The sequence below is a fragment of the Thauera sp. JM12B12 genome (genome assembly GCF_039614725.1).
Lineage (GTDB): Bacteria > Pseudomonadota > Gammaproteobacteria > Burkholderiales > Rhodocyclaceae > Thauera.
Map to the genome: position 1 here is coordinate 2,705,680 of NZ_CP154859.1, position 16,193 is coordinate 2,721,872.

Consider the following 16,193-nt stretch of genomic DNA (forward strand, 5'->3'; position numbering starts at 1 on the left):
ATGCTGAAAATCAACAACCTGCACGCCTCCGTCGATGGCAAGGAAATCCTCAAGGGTCTGAACCTGGACGTGGGCAGCGGCGAGGTGCACGCGATCATGGGCCCCAATGGCTCGGGCAAGAGCACGCTCGCCCAGGTGCTGGCCGGGCGTGACACCTTCACCGTCACAGACGGCAGCGTGGACTGGGACGGCGCCGACCTGCTCGCCCTGCCCGCCGAGGAGCGCGCCCGCGCCGGGCTGTTCCTCGCCTTCCAGTACCCGGTCGAGATCCCGGGCGTGTCCAACGCCTACTTCCTGAAGGCCGCGGTCAACGCCGTGCGCCGCCACCGCGGCCTGTCGGAATACGACGCCATGGACTTCCTCGCCAAGGTGAAGACCGAGATGAAGGCGGTCGGCATGAAGGAGGAGTTCCTCTACCGCCCGGTGAACGAAGGCTTCTCGGGCGGCGAGAAGAAGCGCAACGAGGTGCTGCAGATGGCGCTGCTCGAACCGAAGCTCGCGGTGCTCGACGAGACCGACTCGGGCCTGGACATCGACGCATTGAAGATCGTCGCCGAGGGGGTCAATCGCCTGCGCTCGCCCGAGCGCTCGATGATCGTGATCACCCACTACCAGCGCCTGCTCGACTACATCGTGCCGGACAAGGTGCACGTGCTGTCGCAGGGCCGCATCGTGCGCTCGGGCGGGCGCGAGCTCGCGCTCGAGCTGGAGGAGCACGGCTACGGCTGGATCGATGCGGCGCAAGGCGGCAAGGCCGCCGCCGCCGCGGGAGCACGGCCATGAGCGCGATCGACTTCTGGGTCGCCCGCCAGCGTGAGGACGCGGCCGGCCTGCCGGGCGCGCAGCTGCCCTGGCTCGCCCGCCTGCGCGCGGAGGCGATCGCCCGCTTCGCCGACGAAGGCTGGCCGACGACGCGGCGCGAGAACTGGCGCCACACCTCGCTCGCCTTCATGGCGCAGCAGTCGCTGGCGGCCGAGGCGGGCGACAAGCCCGAGGCGGTGCTGGCGCGGCTGCGCAAAAATTATCGCGCGGCCATTCGCGGGCAAGCCAGCTCCCACGGGGCGGGCAGCACCCTTGGCGGCGGGCCCGGCTCCCACGGGGCGGAGGGCGCTGTGGGAGCGGGCTTGCCCGCGAATGCTGCGGCCTTCGCCCCGCAGGACCTCGACCGCTGGCTGGTCTTCGTCGATGGCAGGTTCGCCCCCGCGCTGTCCGCGATCGGCGGACTGCCGGGCGGCGCGAAGATCGGTAGCCTGGCCGATGCGCTGAAGCAGACCCCGGATGCGGTGGAGGCCGCGTTCGGCTCCGCCACCGACGGCGAGACGCCGCAGGCCCTCAACGCCGCCGTGGCCACCGACGGCGCGTGGATCCACCTCAGCCGCGGCGTTGCCGTGGAGCAGCCGATCCACCTCGTCTTCATCGGCGCCACCGCCGCGGACCGCCACCTGCGCAACCTCGTCGTCGCCGAGGCCGGCGCGCAGGCGACCATCGTCGAGCATTACCCCGCCGGCGCCGCCGGCAGCACGCTCACCACCGCCGTCACCCGCGTGCTCGCCGCGCAGGACAGCCACGTGACGCACCTCAAGCTGCAGCAGGAGGCGCCCGAAGCCATCCACCTGGCGACGATCGCGGCCGAGCAGGCGCGCGGCGCGGTGTTCGCCTCGCACTCGCTGTCCTTCGGCGCCCGCCTGGCGCGCAACGACATCCGCACCCGGCTCGACGGCGAAGGGGCCGAGACGCTGCTCAACGGTCTCTACCACGCCGACGGCCGCCGCCACGTCGACCACCACACCCGCATCGACCACGCCCGCCCGCAGGGCACCAGCCGCGAGTTCTACCGCGGCCTGCTCGACGGCAACGCACGCGGCGTGTTCACCGGCCGCATCCTGGTCGCCCAGGACGCGCAGCGCACCGACGCCATGCAGCGCTGCGACAACCTGCTGCTGTCCCGGCTGGCCGAGGCCGACGCCCGCCCCGAGCTCGAGATCTACGCCGACGACGTCAAGTGCGCCCACGGCGCCACCGTCGGCCAGCTCGACGAGGACGCCCTCTTCTACCTGCGCAGTCGCGGGATCGATACGGCGCATGCGCGCCAGCTGCTGACCTACGCCTTCGCCGCCGAGGTCCTCGAGCGCATCGCCCACGCCCCACTGCGCGCGCTCGGCCGCGCCGCGCTGCTCGAACGCCTGCCGGGCGGCAACCGGATGGAGGAATTGCTGTGAACGCGCCTCGCGACACCGGGGTGGAGACGCCCATCCTCGACCTCGCCACCGACTTCCCGATCCTGTCGCGCCCGGTGCATGGCCGGCGCCTGGCCTACCTCGACAACGGCGCCACCACGCAGAAGCCGGCGGCGGTGATCGAGGCCGAGGCGCGCTTCTACCGCGAGTCCAACGCCAACATCCACCGCGGCGTGCACTGGCTGTCGCAGCATGCCACCGAGCTCTACGACGACGCGCGCGCCACCGTGCAGCGCTTCATCAACGCCGCCAGCGCCGACGAGATCGTGTTCACCCGCGGCACCACCGAGGCGATCAACCTGGTGGCGCAGAGCTGGGGCCGGCCACGGCTCACCGCCGGCGACGAGATTCTGCTGAGCACGATGGAGCACCACTCCAACATCGTGCCCTGGCAGCTCATGTGCGAGCAGACCGGCGCGGTGCTCAAGGTGATCCCGGTGCAGGACGACGGCGAGCTCGACATGGCGGCCTTCGAGGGCCTGCTCGGCGAGCGCACCCGGCTGCTGGCGATCACCCATGTGTCGAACGCGCTCGGCACGGTCAACCCGGTGACCGAGATGACGCGGCGCGCACACGAGGTCGGCGCGCTGGTGCTGGTCGACGGCGCCCAGGCGGTCGCCCATCAGGCCGTGGACGTGCAGGCGATCGGCTGCGACTTCTACGCCTTCTCCGGCCACAAGCTCTACGGCCCCACCGGCATCGGCGCGCTCTACGGCCGTGCCGAGCTGTTGCGCCACATGCCGCCCTGGCAGGGCGGCGGCGACATGATCCGCACCGTGGCCTTCGACAAGACCACCTTCGCCCCGCCGCCGCAGCGCTTCGAGGCCGGCACGCCCAACATCGCCGGCGCGATCGGGCTGGCGGCGGCGATCGACTACGTGAGCGGCGTCGGCATGGACCGCATCCACGCCCACGAGCAGGCCCTGCTCGAGTACGGCACCCGTGCGCTGCAGGACATCCCCGGCGTGCGCCTGGTCGGCACCGCACGCGAGAAAGCCGGCATCCTGTCCTTCCTGGTCGAGGGCATCCACCCGCACGACCTCGGCACCATTCTCGATGCCGAAGGCGTGGCGATCCGCGCCGGCCATCACTGCGCGATGCCGCTGATGACGCGCTTCGGCATCCCCGGCACCGCGCGCGCCTCACTCGCGCTGTACAACGGCTGCGCCGACCTCGACGCGCTGGTCGCGGCCATCCACAAGGCACAGGCGCTGTTCGGCACCCGCCGCAGCGCAGGGAGGCGCCCATGAGCGACATGCAGGATTCGCTGCGCGAGCTGTACCAGGAGGTGATCTTCGATCACAACCGCAACCCGCGTAACTACCGCCCGCTGCCGGCCGCGAGCCACCACGCCGACGGCCACAACCCGCTCTGCGGCGACCAGCTCACGGTCTATCTGCAGGTCGAGGACGGCATCGTGCGCGAGGCGAGCTTCGTCGGCCACGGCTGCGCGATCTCCACCGCCTCGGCCTCGCTGATGACCGAGGCGGTCAAGGGCAGGCCGGTCGCGGAGGTCGAGGCGCTGTTCCGCGACGTGCACGCGCTGCTGACCGGCACGCGCGACGAGGCCGCGCCGGCGCGCGACTTCGGCAAGCTGCAGGTGTTGGCCGGGGTGAAGGAATTCCCGGTGCGGGTGAAGTGCGCCACGCTCGCCTGGCACACCCTGCACAACGCGCTCACCGGCGCGCACGAGACCGCGCACACCGAATAGCCCCCCCGACACCCCGCCACCGAGGAGAAACCACCATGGGCGACCGCTACGGCGAAACCGAATCCCGCGTGCTGCAGCGCGACTGCGCGGCGGTGAGCGTGCCCTGGGGCCGGCCGGAGACGCTGGAAGAAGGCAGCTACGCGCTCGTCACCCAGCGCCTGGGCGGCTCGATCACCGTGATGAGCGGCGGCAACCTGTACCGCATCGACGAACGCAACGCCGACGCGCTCGGCCTCGAGCCGCAGCCGCTCCCGCCGCCGCCCGCGGCCGAGGACGGCGCGCCCACGGCCGAGGGCGTCGAGCGCGCAGCCTGGGACCAGCTCGCCACCTGCTACGACCCCGAGATCCCGATCGACATCGTCAATCTCGGCCTGGTCTATGCCTGCACCGCCGAACCCGCCACCGACGGCCGCTTCCGGCTGGCGGTGAACATGACCCTGACCGCCCCCGGCTGCGGCATGGGCACGCTGATCGCCGACGAGGCGCGCGAGAAGCTGCTCGGCATCCCCGGCGTCGCCGAAGCCGAGGTGAAGCTGGTGTGGGATCCGCCCTGGAGCCGCGAGCTGATGAGCGAGGCGGCCCGCCTCGAGATGGGCATGCTGTAAGCGCCCGCCGCAGCGCCGACGTTTTCTTGTCCTCGCTCAAGTGCGGCGTCGGGCGCACCCGCTAATCTCGCGAGCAGTCCCGCCGCACGCGACGTTTCGACTCTGGCCCATCGCTCGCATCCACCCCTCCCGGACCCGACCATGCTCCGCCTGCTCCCGCTCCTGCTCGCCACCGCGGCCCTCACCGCCCATGCTGCCCCCACCCCGGCGAGCCCGCCGGTCCGCCTGCACGGCCTGTGGCTCATGAACACCGGGCCGGCGGGCGAGGCGGCCAAGGTCTCCAGCTTCCACCTCTGCGTCGGCAAGCAGGGCACCGACGACGTGCTCGCCTACCCGGGCAGCCCGCTCGCCAACTGCCGCGAGCAGCAGTGGAGCAAGGACGCCCACTACACCTACTACCGCGCGGTGTGCGATGCGCGCGGCAGCAACGCACAGGTCGAAGCGCGCTTCGCCGGCGACTTCCAGTACAACTTCCACGGCGAGGTCACCACGACCTACTCGCCCGCGCTCGAAGGCCAGACCGTGGCGAAGCGCGAGATCGACGGCCGCCGGCTGTCGCCCTGCCGCGCCGAAACACCCGAGGGCAAGTTCCTGGTGAAGGGCCAGGAGGGGGTCGGCAACCTGAACCTCGGCGAGCCGATCCGCCAGCCCGCACGCTGAGCCCGTACCCTGAGGCTGCGCGCCGGGGCCGGGGGCGATCACCGCCCCGGCCCCGGCGTCATTGCTTGGTCGCCGTGGCGGCGCATTCGACGTAGCCGTCGCGCGCCTGCGGCTGCCGGCACCAGGTCTGCATGCGCGCGGCGTAGGGGTCGGTGCCGAAGGCGCGCACGATGCGGAGGATGCGGTCCGCCTCCGCCTGCGATGCCGCGGCGGCGATGCTGGCGAAATAGCCGTTGCGGAAATACACCCCCGCATCCTTCACGCCCTGCGCGGCCGCACGGTCGATCTCGTCGCGCGCGGCCGCGAGCGTCCGGTCGCTGCCGAACACCACGCCGTAGGCCGGCAGCGCCGGTGCGGACGGCGCCATGTTCCCGCTCGTGAGCTTGGGCGTCTTCGCGCTCGGCACATCGGGGACGGTCGCGTTCGCGACCAGGGAGGGGTCGGGCCCCGGCGGCGCGGGCCACAGCGCCACGAGCGCGGCCGCAAGGACAAGCACCACCGCGCCACCGATGACGGCGAGCCGCGTCCGGCTGCCGGCCGGGTGCTCCGCCGTGCGCGAAGGTGGCTCGGCCTGTGCGGCGGCGGGCGGCGGCACGGGCGACGCGCGCGCCGCGGATGCGGACGAAGCGGCAGCCGGCGCGCCCGCGACAGGCGCCGGCCGCGCCGCTTCGCCCAGCACCTTGGCCAGCACCTCGACGAGCCGGTTGACGTCGGCATTGAAGCGCGTGTTGCTGAGCTCGATCGCGTTGCGCCACGCCAGCCCGCGCAGCGGCTCGGGCAGTTCGGCCTCTTCAGGCATCGGCGTGCCGTCGAGCAGCACCGGGATGACGCGGATCTTGCGTACGAGCGCGGCCGCGATCTCAATGCGCACGAAGTCGCGCTCTTCGTCGAGCCGCGTTCCGCCCTCCGGGCGCGGCGCCAGCCAGCGCGCGCCGATGAGCACCAGCAGCACCTCGCACTGGCCCACCGCGTCGCGGATCACCTCGTCGAAGGGCAGGCCGGGCTCGATCGCGTCCACGTCCATGAACACGCGCTCGGGGGAGAAGCGCTCGGTCAGCTCCTCGTAGATCGCGCGCGCATAGCCCGCCGCGTCGTCACGCCGGTAGCTGATGAAAACATTGCCCATGGCTGCGTCCTCCCCGCGCACGGTGGTGATGGCCTGCACGGTTCAATCATAGTCGCCGAAAACACGACGGGGGCCGCAGCCCCCGTGGATGACGCAGCGTCCGGCCCCGCTCAGCGCAGCGAGAACTGCACCTGCCCGCCCTCGCCGAGCGGCTCCACCTTGGGCTCGAGCACGAACACACGCTCGCCAGGGACAGCGCCTTCGCCAACCAGCCATTCGCGCACCGCCTGCGCACGCTGCTGGGCGAGCGCGCGCAGCTCGGCCTCGCCGACGACGACGTTGGCGCGCATCAGCGCCTCCATCTCGGGCACGGGGAGGTCCTTGGTGAGACCGATCAGGTTGCGCGGCTTCTTGAAGTCGGCCGCCTTGTAGGCCTTCTCGAGGAGCACGGAATACTCCTCCGCGCTCACTTCGACGTCCTCGAGCGAAGGCGCCTCCTGGCCACGAGCGATCATCGCCTTGAGCTTCTGCGCGCGCACCGCGTTGTCGAGGCCGGTCTGGCGCAGGCCATCGACATCGGTCGCCGGGTCGGCGCGGCCGATGACGTCGAGCTTGAGCGCGGGGCGGTCGATGAGCGCCTTGGCAAGGGTCTCGAGCTTTTCCTGCTGGGCTTCGCCGGGCCGCGCCACACCGGGCGCGAGCGCGAGTTGGGAGAGCTCCTCGCCACCGCCGAGCGCCGATCCGAGCAACGCGAAGGGCGAGGTGATCGCCTTGCCGATGAGGTTGAACAGCATCTTCACCACCAGCCCGAAAACGCTGAACTCGGGGTCGTCGAGCGTGCCGGTGACCGGCAGGTGCAGGTCGATCTCGCCACGACTGTTCTTGAGCAGCGACACCGCGAGCTGCACCGGCAGGTTCACCGCGTCCGGGCTGTCGACCTTGTCGCCGAAGGTCAGCTGGTCGAGGAAGATCTGGTTGGTCGCGGTGAGCTTGCGGTCCTCGATCTTGTAGTTGAGCTCGGCCGACAGCTTCCCCTTGGCGATGCCGTAGCCGACGTATTTGCCCGAGTAGCTCGACAACCCGGTGAGCTCGAAGTCCTTCACCTTGGCCAGGATGTCGAGGTGCGCATCCTGGCGGAAGGGGTTGAGCTCGCCGGTGATGCCGAGCGGCGCGGTCTTGTCCACCTTGCCCTCGACCTCGAGCCTGGCGATGGTGTCCGGCGCCGTGGAAAAGCCCGTGAGCGTGCCCGCGAGGTCGGTGAGGTTGGCGTCGTAGTTGGGACGGATGAAACGGTCGCTGAAGGCGACATTGCCGCGCTTGATCTCCACCCGGTCGATGCGGATCGGCGGCGGAGGCGCACTCGGCGGAGCGAGCTCGGCCGTGCGCTGCCCCTCGGCGCGCGGCGCAGCCTGTACCGGGTCGTCGCCGGCCAGAGGCGTGGAAGCCGCTGCAGCCCGCGCTGCGGGCGGCTTCTCGTCGCCGCTGACACCGCCGATCTCGCGGATGTTGAGACGCCCCTGGTCATCCAGGATCAGCCGCGTATAGAAGTCGTCCAGCGCCACCCGCTTGATGCCGAGCGAGAACGGCTCGAGGCGCGCATCGATGCCCCCCACCCGCAGACTGCGCCAACGCAGGAAGTCGGTGGCGTTGAGACGATCGACCGAGGCGAAGTTGCCCACCGCCACGTCACCATTGAAGCGTGCCAGCACTCGCCCGCTCCGCCCGGCCTGCAGGTTGAGCCGGCCCTGGGTGGTGAGGTTGCCGCGCGAGATCGCGATCTTGGTCTGCTCGAGCACGTAGGGCTGCAGCGGCAGCAGGTCGACGTTGCGCAGGTCCAGCCGCAGGTCGGCCTTCAGCGGCTCGAGCGTGAGCGGGCCCGAGGCGGAGACCTTGCCGCGCTGGTTGAAACGCGAGTCGAGCTTGAACTGCAGCGTGCTGCCCTTGGCGGTGGAGAACCCATCGACCTCGAAGTCGATGGCATCGACCGTCGTCACCACCGGCCGGCCCACGCTGCGGTCCTCCAGACGTACCGACGCCGTCTTCAGCGCCAGCTTGTCGACCGCGACCTCCCAGGCCCGACCGGCCCCGTCCTGAGCCGCCCCGGATCGGGCCGCGGGCGACGCGGGCGGCACCAGGGCATTCACCAGGTCGAAGCTGCCGTCCTTGAGGCGCACCGCCGACACCGCGGCACCCTTCAGGTCCAGCCCGCGCAAGCGCACGCTGCGCCCGGCGAGGTCCACCACCGCGACGCTGACGTCGAGCTCGGGGACCTTGATCGCCGGCGCCTTCGCACCCTTGAGCTTCAGGGCGAAGTTGCGCAGCGTGAGCGTCTCGGCTCCGAGCTCGATCTTCGGCTCGCCCTTCTCGCCGAGGGTGACGCGGTACTGCACGCCCCCACTGAGCGCACCGTCGCTGATCGTGCCACCCGGCAGCGCCTGCGCCAGGTAGGGCGCATAGCGCGCGAGCTGGATGGTCTCGAACTGCAGGTTGCCCGCGAACTGGAATGGCGACAGGCGCAGCACGTCCTCATGGACGAATTTCTCGCCGGCGTCGCTCACATAGTCGAGCCGGATCTCGGCGGGGAGTTCACCGACACTGGCAAGGTCGCGCATGTCGAGATTGATCGCCTCGATCCGCGCACGGAAGGGTTCGGCGAGCGAGCGGTCCTCGAAGCGGACAACGCCGTCGCGGATGCGCGTGAGCGCGAGCAGGAAGTCGGGGGCTGCGGGCGCGGGCGTGGCGGCCCCGCCGTCCGCGGCCTGCGGCGCCGCTGCGGTGGCCGCAGGCGCCTTCCCGGCGTCGCCCTTCCCGGCGTCGCCCTTCGCGGCAGCCTTTGCCGCGGGCGGAGGCAACAGGTCGAGCACGTTCAACCGCCCGTCCTTGCCCATCACCAGGTCGACCTCGGGCTGGGCGAGGCGCAGACGGGTGAAGTGCCAGCGCCCGACCAGCGGCTGGACGTCGGCGAACTCGAGCTCGAGCTCGGCGACCGACGCCACCGGCGCACCGCCGCGGTCCTGCACCACGAGCTGGTCTATCTGCAACGGACCGCGCAGCGCCACCATCGGAGGCCCGTCGACCGGCTGGCTGAAGGACAGCTCCAGGTTGGTGGTGAGCAGTGCCGACGGCAGCTTGAAGCGCGGCTCGACCGGCAGGTAGGCCATCCAGGGCGCGAGGTCGAACTGCTTGAGCGCGACGTCGAGGATGGTCTCGTGCGTCTCGGCAAAGGGCTTGGTGCGGGCGCTGAGCAACAGCGGATCGCCATTGAGCTTCGCGCTCAGCGCCGGCTGGACGAAGACATCGACCCGCACCGGAAGATTGGAGATGAAGGGCACGCCAAGCCCGATCTCGCTGAGCGTGTGGGTGAGGCCGCGCGGCTTGTCCTCGACGACGACCTCGCCGTCGCTGATGCGGATGTTGCCCACCGAGAACGGCAGCGGCGCCGCATCGTCCGCGGGCGTGTCGCCACCCATGGCCTGGAGGCGGTCGACAACATCGCTCCAGTTGTGGCGACCATCGGCCTCGAGCGCCAGCTTCACCCGCGGCCGCTCGAGGGCGAGCTCGTGCAGCACCACACCCTTGCGCACGATCGATTCGAGTTCCAGGTTTGCGCGCAGGGCGTCGAAGGCGAGCGCCTCGCCGCTGCCGCCCGCCTCCATCACCCGCAGACCACCCACCTCCGCGGTGAGCCGGAAGGGATTGATCAGCACGCGCTCGATGCTGACTTGGCGACCGAGCAGTTCGCTCAGGTGAAGCTGCGCGTAGTGCCGCGCCACCGGCGGCGTGGCGAGATACGCCACGGCCGACAGCGCCAGCAGCGTCCCCGCGGTCCACAGTGCCCGACGGACCCCCTTGCGCCGCGGCGGCAGCGTGGTCGAGTCGGTCGTGGTATCAGTCATAAGACACTCCAGCGAGATGATTCATTCTTGTTGTTCCGATCAGCTCATGCGCATCGGCCCGGCGCATGAAGCCTTGGATTGTCGCATTGCGGCATAGGGCGTATTCTGCGCCGCTTTCCACGCACAGGTAAGCACGCGATGCCTGCCTCCACGCCCGCCGCGCCGCCGAACGGCCGCCATTTCGATGTCGTCATCATCGGCGCCGGCGCAGCCGGCATGATGTGCGCCGCCACCGCCGGTCAGCGCGGGCGCAGCGTGCTGCTGATCGACCACGCCACCAAGCTCGCGGAGAAGATCCGCATCTCCGGCGGCGGGCGCTGCAACTTCACCAACCGGCGCGTCGGCCCCGAGCACTACCTCAGCCTCAACCCGCACTTCGTGCGCTCGGCACTGTCGCGCTACACGGCGCGCGATTTTATAGATCTCGTGCAGCGCCACGGCATCGATTTCCACGAAAGGGATTGGGGCCAGCTCTTTTGCGACGACTCGGCGCAACGGATCATCGACATGCTGCGCGCCGAATGCGCGGAGGGTGGCGTCGAATGGGCGATGCCGGCCAGCGTGCAGCAGATCCGTCGCCGCCCCACCGCGGGCGCCCCCGCCGACACCCACGAGCGCTTCGCCGTCGAGACCGACCGCGGGCATTTCGGAGCCTCCAGCCTGGTGGTCGCCACCGGCGGCCTGGCGATCCCCAAGATCGGCGCCACGCCCTTCGGTTACCGCATCGCCGAGCAGTTCGGCATCCCGGTCGTGCCGCCCCGCCCCGCACTGGTGCCGCTCACGCTGCCCCCCGAGACGCTGGCGCGCCTGGCACCGCTGGCGGGGATATCACTCGAGGTCGAAGCACACTGCCGCGGCCCGGCATTCCGCGAGGCGGCTCTGGTCACCCATCGCGGCCTCTCCGGTCCCTCGATCCTGCAGGTATCGAGCTACTGGCAGGCCCAGGCCTACCGCGACGAGGACTGGGAGCCGGTGAGCCTGGACCTGCTGCCGGGCGTCGATGCCGAAGCCTGGCTGCTGGAGCATGCGCACGACCGCAGCCTGCTCGCCAACCTGCTCGCCGAGCGCCTGCCGCGGCGCTTTGCCCAGGCGTGGTGCGAGCTGCACGGATGGACGAAGCCGATCAACCAGTTCCGCCATGCCGAGCTGCGCGCGATCGCCGCCAGCCTCGCCGACTGGCGCCTCGTGCCTGCGGGCACGCAGGGCTACGCCAAGGCCGAGGTCACCCTGGGCGGCGTCGACACCCACGCCCTGTCGTCGAAGACGATGGAAGCGCGCACGGTGCCGGGGCTGCATTTCATCGGCGAGGTGATGGACGTCACCGGCCATCTGGGCGGCTACAACTTCCAGTGGGCGTGGTCCTCGGGCGTGGCCTGTGGACTTGCGGTCTGAACAGCGGCGCGCGCCCCTCGCGCTCGCTCACCCCTGGGGAGGGCGCGCCCGCGCACCGTGCAGCAGGGGCAGCAAGCCGAGCAGCTGCAGCACGATCAGGCCTGCGAAGCTCAGCTGCAGGGCAGTCGCCATCTCGTGGCCATGCGCGCGCAGCACGTCGAGCGCGTGCCCCATCCCCCACTGCACGACGAAGGCCCCGGCGAAGGCCATCAGGTTGATCGCCGTGCTGACGCGGCCGAACAGCGCCGGCGCGAAGGATCGCGAAGCGGCGAGGTAGCTCTGCGAGTTGACCGCGGAGAACATGCCGAACAGGAACCACAGCAGCAGCAGCGGCCCCTGCGACAGCAGGATCGCGGTCTGCACCAGCAGCAGCGCGACGTAACCGCCGCGCAGCAGGCTCAGCGGCTCGATGCCGCGGCGAGCCAGCCTCACCCCGAGCAGACCGATCGACAGCTGCCCGGCAAGGCTGCCGAGGTTGAGCACGACGAGCATGCCTGCGGCCTGCCCCAGGTCCAGGCCGTTCACGTTCATCAGCCACGGCACCGCCCACAGGCTCTGCAAGGCCATGAAGCCGCCGACGAAGGTGGCCGACGACGCGGCGAAGCGGAGGAAGGCGGGCGAGGCATAGATCCCGCCGAGCACCCTCAGCGCATCGCCGAACCTGCCGCGCGGCCCGGTGGACACCACCTCGGGCAGGCTGCGCCAGAGCGTCACGGAAGCCGCAAGCGCCACCCCGGCGATGATCCAGAACGCCCCCCGCCAACCGAGCACCGGCAAGGCGGCCTCGAGCGGGGCGCTCGCCGTCAGGGCGCCAAGTGCCCCCGCCGCCATGATGAAGCCGGTCATCGAGCTCTGGCGGTCGCGCGGAAACCAGAGCGCAAAGCCCTTCAGCGCCGCCATCAGGCAGGCCGACACGCCGAGGCCGATGAGGGCCCGCCCGGCGCCGAGCATCTGCAGGCTGTCACCGAGGGCGAACATGACCGCCCCGACCGCGGTCACCAGCAGCAGCAGGGACTCGACGCGCCGTGGCCCGAAACGGTCGAGTGCGATCCCGACCGGAATCTGCGCGAGCCCGAAGGCGAGGAAGTAGGTGCTGGTGAGCAGCCCCAGGCTCGCCGCCGACAGGCCGAGTTCGGCGGTGAGCGCGGGCGAGATCACGGCATTGACCGTGCGCAGCAGGTAGGACAGGAAGTAGCCGAGCGCGAACGGCAGAAAGATCCGCCCCCAGCGGCTGGGCATCGCGCTCGCTTGCATGCGGGATGTATCCATCGCGACCAAAACCGCATTGTGCCTGCGCTTTCGCCGCGCGGGCCAGCCACAGCGTCGCGCAGGCGGCTGCGCAGTTGTCATGCAGAACGGTCGACTTGACTCTTATCAATGCCGCTGGGACGCGCACGCGGAAAATGCGTCGGACGACTTGCCCGGAGCGCAGCATGACCTCGATCGCCGAACTGATGACGCACGACCACCGCAGCTGCGACCACGATTTCGCTCGGGCGGAAACCCTCGCCAACAAGAGGGACTGGAGCGCGGCGAGCGCGGCGCTGGAAGCCTTCGCCGCCGGGCTCGAGGCCCACTTCCAGGCCGAGGAGGAAGACCTTTTCCCGCGCTTCGAAGCCGCCACCGGCATGACCCACGGGCCCACCCAGGTCATGCGCGGCGAACATGCCGAGATGCGCGCGTCCATCGAACAGATGCGCGCGGCACTCGCCAGTCGCGATCTCGACGAGTTCGCCGGCGAAGCCGAGACCCTGCTCATCCTCATGCAGCAGCACAACATGAAGGAAGAGAACATCCTGTACCCGATGTGCGACATGCACCTCGGCGACCAGCGCGCCACGCTGGTCGACACCCTCGCCCATCGCCTTGCACCGGAGCACGCAGCATGACCAACCCGACTGTCGACGCCCGCGGCCTGGAGCCGCCCGAACCCTTCGAGCGCGCCATGGAGGCCCTCGCCGACCTTGCGCCGGGCGGCGCCTTCACGCTGCTGCTCGACCGCATGCCGCATCCGCTGCTGCGCATCCTCGAGCGCGACGGCTACCGTCACGAGACCGGCATCCGCGACGACGGCGCGGTCGAGATCCGCATCTCTCGTCCATGAGCAGCGCGAATCCCGGCCTGGCCTACGAAGACACTCCGCCTCTCTCCGCCCCGCTGCGCTTCTTCCTGACCGCCCCGCTGTTCGGGCTGGTCGCGGGGCTGGTGCTGCTGTTCGACGGTGAACTGCTGGTCTCGCGGTGGACGCCGGGCGCCCTCGCCGTGGTGCACCTGTTCGCCGCCGGCTTCATGCTGCAGGTGATGCTCGGAGCCCTTCTGCAGATCCTGCCGGTGGTCGCCGGTGCCGCCTTTCCCGCGCCGCTGCGCATCGCCGGGATCACCCACGTGCTGCTCGGCGCGGGCGCGGCGAGCCTGGCCTTCGGGCTCGGGGTCGGTGCTCCCGGCGCCATTGTCGGTGGTGGGGCGCTGCTCGCCTGCGGCCTCGTCATCTTCCTGGTCGCAAGCCTGATCGGCCTCACCCGGGCCGCCCCCGCACAGGGCGCAAGCCGAACCCCGCGCGACCTGCGCCTGGCGCTTGCCGCGCTCGGCCTCACCACCGTGCTCGGCATCGTGCTTGCGGTCGCGCTCGGCGGCGGAGTCGCCCTGCCCGTGGCGCTGCCCACGCTCGTCGACCTCCATGCGATCTGGGCGTGGCTGGGCTGGGGCGGACTGCTTCTGGCCGCGACCAGCTGGGTGGTAGTCCCGATGTTCCAGATCACACCGGCCTATCCCGCACGCTTCACCCGCTTCTGGGCCCCGGGCACGCTCGCCGTGCTCTTGGCGTGGTCACTGAGCCTGATCGCCGGGCTGAACGCGCTCACCCTCGTCCTCTCGGCGCTGCTGCTCGCGGCCGCCGCAGGCTATGCCCTGCAGACGCTCAAGCTGCAACGCAACTCGCGCCGCACCACCCCGGACGCCCCCTTCCGCGCCTTCCGCCTGTCGATGCTGGCGATGCTCGGCAGCCTCGCCGCGCTCCTCGTCTCGATGGTCCACGACGCACCGCAGTGGCCCGTGCTCGCGGGCGTGCTCGTGTTTCACGGGACCTTCGCCGGCTCCATCAGCGCCATGCTCTACAAGATCGTTCCGTTCCTGACCTGGCTCAACCTCACCCAGTCCAGGATTCGCGCACCCAACATGAAGAAGCTCCTTCCCGACCCGCCCATCCGCAATCAGCTGCGCCTGCACGCCGCCGCGCTGGCCGCACTCGTCGCCGCCGTCGCAGCGCCGGCCGCCGCCCCGCTCGCAGGCCTTCTCGTCGCTGCCGAATTCGCCTGGCTGCTCGCGAACCTGCTCCGCGCCGTACGCGCATGGCATCAGGCGGCGCAGGCGTGAAAAACCCGTCAAATCCGTTTGACGCGGCAAAAAGGACTCTGTATAGTTCGCGGCTCTCGGGGTGTAGCGCAGTCCGGTAGCGCGCTTGCTTTGGGAGCAAGATGTCGGGGGTTCGAATCCCTCCACCCCGACCAGCTCACCCCCCGGATGCCCGTAGGAATCTGCCCGTAGCTCAATTGGATAGAGCACCGGCCTTCTAAGCCGGGGGTTGCAGGTTCGATCCCTGCCGGGCAGGCCAGGACAGTTTTCAGGGTTTCGGTGTTGCCGGGACTCAGCAGTGGCGGCATTAGCTCAGTTGGTAGAGCGTTGGATTGTGGCTCCAAAGGTCACCGGTTCGAAACCGGTATGTCGCCCCAAAAAATCAATGACTTAGCGCATATTCAGCACGGCGCAAAAAGTCACAGTAAGCGTATAGTAAGCAGACGAACCCACCCCGAGCGGTGGGTTTTTCGTTTCTTGCACGCCTCGCGCGCTGCCGTGTATGCGCAACGGACGCTCGTCCACCGAAGCGCTGAACATCCCCGTCGCGAGCCCGTCCAGGCGTCTGCACGCTGATCGGAACACGCTACTGCGACGTGGCCTGCAGCGCGGCCGAGCACACGCCCGCCGCATGCATCGCCCAACGCCATTCATCGACCGCCAGCGGTCTTGTTCGCTGCGCCCTTGCCTGCCGAGCGCAGCAGCCGGTCGAGCCGGTTCGCGAAGGCCTGGCGGTCCGCGGCGCTGAAGGGTGGCGGTCCGCCGGTGTCGACGCCGGTGCTGCGCAGGGTGTCCATGAAGTTGCGCATGTCGAGCAGCTCGCGGATGTTCTCCTTGCCGAAGAGCTCCCCCTTGGGCGACAGCGCGTGGGCATCGCGCGCGACGACGTCCGCGGCGAGCGGAATGTCGGCCGTGACGACCAGGTCGCCTGCCTGCACATGGGCCGCGATGTACTTGTCCGCCTCATCGAAGCCGCCGGGCACCTGGATCATGCGGACATGGGGGGACGCGGGCACGCGCAGGTACTGGTTCGCGACCAGCGTGAGCGGTCCCCCGGTACGCTCCGCCGCGCGGAACAGGATGTCCTTGATGACGCCGGGGCAGGCGTCGGCATCGACCCAGATGTGCATGTGCGGGCGCTCATGAGGTAGCGGCGCGGAGCCAGGCGCGCCTGCGGTGCAAGGATGCGGCGTGACCGAAGCCGCCGCCCGGGCGCAGATCATACGCCCCATCCCGCGCGCCGGGCGGCCGAATGGGGGCGGGCCCGCCCGCCAC

14 protein-coding genes and 3 tRNA genes are annotated in these 16,193 nt (G+C 70.4%); 13 read left to right on the forward strand and 4 right to left on the reverse strand.

Going from position 1 to position 16,193, the window contains the following annotated elements; genetic code table 11:
• The 6 genes from sufC (at position 1) to AAG895_RS12220 (ending at position 5,213) form a co-directional block, all read left to right on the forward strand.
• On the forward strand, positions 1-783 hold the full coding sequence (gene sufC, locus AAG895_RS12195; RefSeq protein WP_345792280.1) for a Fe-S cluster assembly ATPase SufC: 783 nt from the start codon (positions 1-3) through the stop codon (positions 781-783).
• Positions 780-2,219, forward strand: coding sequence for a Fe-S cluster assembly protein SufD (gene sufD, locus AAG895_RS12200; protein ID WP_345792281.1), 1,440 nt, complete (start codon positions 780-782; stop codon positions 2,217-2,219). The genes sufC and sufD overlap by 4 nt, the downstream gene beginning before the upstream one ends.
• Complete coding sequence (locus AAG895_RS12205) at positions 2,216-3,487, forward strand: cysteine desulfurase (protein WP_345792282.1); 1,272 nt, start codon at positions 2,216-2,218, stop codon at positions 3,485-3,487. Before sufD ends, AAG895_RS12205 begins: the two co-directional genes overlap by 4 nt.
• A complete protein-coding gene (gene sufU / locus AAG895_RS12210; protein ID WP_345792283.1) occupies positions 3,484-3,948 on the forward strand; it encodes a Fe-S cluster assembly sulfur transfer protein SufU in 465 nt (154 codons plus the stop codon). The genes AAG895_RS12205 and sufU overlap by 4 nt, the downstream gene beginning before the upstream one ends.
• Positions 3,949-3,983: 35 nt before the next feature.
• Positions 3,984-4,553, forward strand: a complete 570-nt coding sequence (gene sufT, locus AAG895_RS12215) for a putative Fe-S cluster assembly protein SufT (protein ID WP_345792284.1) — start codon at positions 3,984-3,986, stop codon at positions 4,551-4,553.
• A 141-nt stretch (positions 4,554-4,694) separates the two neighbouring features.
• Complete coding sequence (locus AAG895_RS12220; RefSeq protein ID WP_345792285.1) at positions 4,695-5,213, forward strand: DUF3617 family protein; 519 nt, start codon at positions 4,695-4,697, stop codon at positions 5,211-5,213.
• Positions 5,214-5,271: 58 nt separating this feature from the next.
• On the opposite strand, the gene AAG895_RS12225 is transcribed toward AAG895_RS12220, so the two are convergent.
• A complete protein-coding gene (locus AAG895_RS12225) occupies positions 5,272-6,378 on the reverse strand; it encodes a toll/interleukin-1 receptor domain-containing protein (RefSeq protein WP_345792286.1) in 1,107 nt (368 codons plus the stop codon).
• Positions 6,379-6,449: 71 nt separating this feature from the next.
• A complete protein-coding gene (locus AAG895_RS12230) occupies positions 6,450-10,175 on the reverse strand; it encodes a DUF748 domain-containing protein (RefSeq protein ID WP_345792287.1) in 3,726 nt (1,241 codons plus the stop codon).
• Positions 10,176-10,313: 138 nt separating this feature from the next.
• Here AAG895_RS12230 and AAG895_RS12235 point away from each other — a divergent pair, with 138 nt between their 5' ends.
• The gene (locus AAG895_RS12235; protein ID WP_345792288.1) at positions 10,314-11,567 is read left to right on the forward strand and encodes an NAD(P)/FAD-dependent oxidoreductase; all 1,254 of its coding nucleotides are present in this window, start codon (positions 10,314-10,316) and stop codon (positions 11,565-11,567) included.
• Between the two features lie 27 nt (positions 11,568-11,594).
• Here the strand turns inward: AAG895_RS12235 and AAG895_RS12240 are convergent, their stop codons facing one another.
• Positions 11,595-12,821: an MFS transporter gene (locus tag AAG895_RS12240; RefSeq protein ID WP_345792289.1), complete on the reverse strand. Its 1,227-nt coding sequence runs from the start codon at positions 12,819-12,821 to the stop codon at positions 11,595-11,597.
• 179 nt (positions 12,822-13,000) lie between these two features.
• Between AAG895_RS12240 and AAG895_RS12245 the strand changes: the two genes are divergently transcribed.
• From AAG895_RS12245 to AAG895_RS12270, 6 genes are all read left to right on the forward strand, one after another.
• Positions 13,001-13,456: a hemerythrin domain-containing protein gene (locus tag AAG895_RS12245; RefSeq protein ID WP_345792290.1), complete on the forward strand. Its 456-nt coding sequence runs from the start codon at positions 13,001-13,003 to the stop codon at positions 13,454-13,456.
• Positions 13,453-13,671, forward strand: a complete 219-nt coding sequence (locus AAG895_RS12250; RefSeq protein ID WP_345792291.1) for a DUF2249 domain-containing protein — start codon at positions 13,453-13,455, stop codon at positions 13,669-13,671. The genes AAG895_RS12245 and AAG895_RS12250 overlap by 4 nt, the downstream gene beginning before the upstream one ends.
• Positions 13,668-14,939, forward strand: coding sequence for a hypothetical protein (locus AAG895_RS12255; RefSeq protein WP_345792292.1), 1,272 nt, complete (start codon positions 13,668-13,670; stop codon positions 14,937-14,939). The genes AAG895_RS12250 and AAG895_RS12255 overlap by 4 nt, the downstream gene beginning before the upstream one ends.
• A gap of 57 nt (positions 14,940-14,996) precedes the next feature.
• Positions 14,997-15,073, forward strand: a tRNA-Pro gene (locus tag AAG895_RS12260).
• Between the two features lie 27 nt (positions 15,074-15,100).
• A tRNA-Arg gene (locus AAG895_RS12265) sits at positions 15,101-15,177 on the forward strand.
• A gap of 42 nt (positions 15,178-15,219) precedes the next feature.
• Positions 15,220-15,295 (forward strand) — tRNA-His (locus AAG895_RS12270).
• A gap of 273 nt (positions 15,296-15,568) precedes the next feature.
• Here the strand turns inward: AAG895_RS12270 and AAG895_RS12275 are convergent.
• Positions 15,569-16,048, reverse strand: coding sequence for a YaiI/YqxD family protein (locus AAG895_RS12275; protein WP_345792293.1), 480 nt, complete (start codon positions 16,046-16,048; stop codon positions 15,569-15,571).
• Positions 16,049-16,193 lie beyond the last annotated feature (145 nt).

Excerpts from the sequence above, each read along its gene's own strand:
- AAG895_RS12220 (WP_345792285.1), top strand. The coding sequence starts at position 4,695 with ATGCTCCGCCTGCTCCCGCTCCTGCTCGCCACCGCGGCCCTCACCGCC.
- AAG895_RS12240 (WP_345792289.1), bottom strand. The coding sequence starts at position 12,821 with ATGCAAGCGAGCGCGATGCCCAGCCGCTGGGGGCGGATCTTTCTGCCG.
- sufT (WP_345792284.1), top strand. The coding sequence starts at position 3,984 with ATGGGCGACCGCTACGGCGAAACCGAATCCCGCGTGCTGCAGCGCGAC.
- AAG895_RS12250 (WP_345792291.1), top strand. The coding sequence starts at position 13,453 with ATGACCAACCCGACTGTCGACGCCCGCGGCCTGGAGCCGCCCGAACCC.
- AAG895_RS12245 (WP_345792290.1), top strand. The coding sequence starts at position 13,001 with ATGACCTCGATCGCCGAACTGATGACGCACGACCACCGCAGCTGCGAC.
- AAG895_RS12235 (WP_345792288.1), top strand. The coding sequence starts at position 10,314 with ATGCCTGCCTCCACGCCCGCCGCGCCGCCGAACGGCCGCCATTTCGAT.
- AAG895_RS12275 (WP_345792293.1), bottom strand. The coding sequence starts at position 16,048 with ATGCACATCTGGGTCGATGCCGACGCCTGCCCCGGCGTCATCAAGGAC.
- sufU (WP_345792283.1), top strand. The coding sequence starts at position 3,484 with ATGAGCGACATGCAGGATTCGCTGCGCGAGCTGTACCAGGAGGTGATC.
- AAG895_RS12230 (WP_345792287.1), bottom strand. The coding sequence starts at position 10,175 with ATGACTGATACCACGACCGACTCGACCACGCTGCCGCCGCGGCGCAAG.
- AAG895_RS12255 (WP_345792292.1), top strand. The coding sequence starts at position 13,668 with ATGAGCAGCGCGAATCCCGGCCTGGCCTACGAAGACACTCCGCCTCTC.
- sufD (WP_345792281.1), top strand. The coding sequence starts at position 780 with ATGAGCGCGATCGACTTCTGGGTCGCCCGCCAGCGTGAGGACGCGGCC.
- sufC (WP_345792280.1), top strand. The coding sequence starts at position 1 with ATGCTGAAAATCAACAACCTGCACGCCTCCGTCGATGGCAAGGAAATC.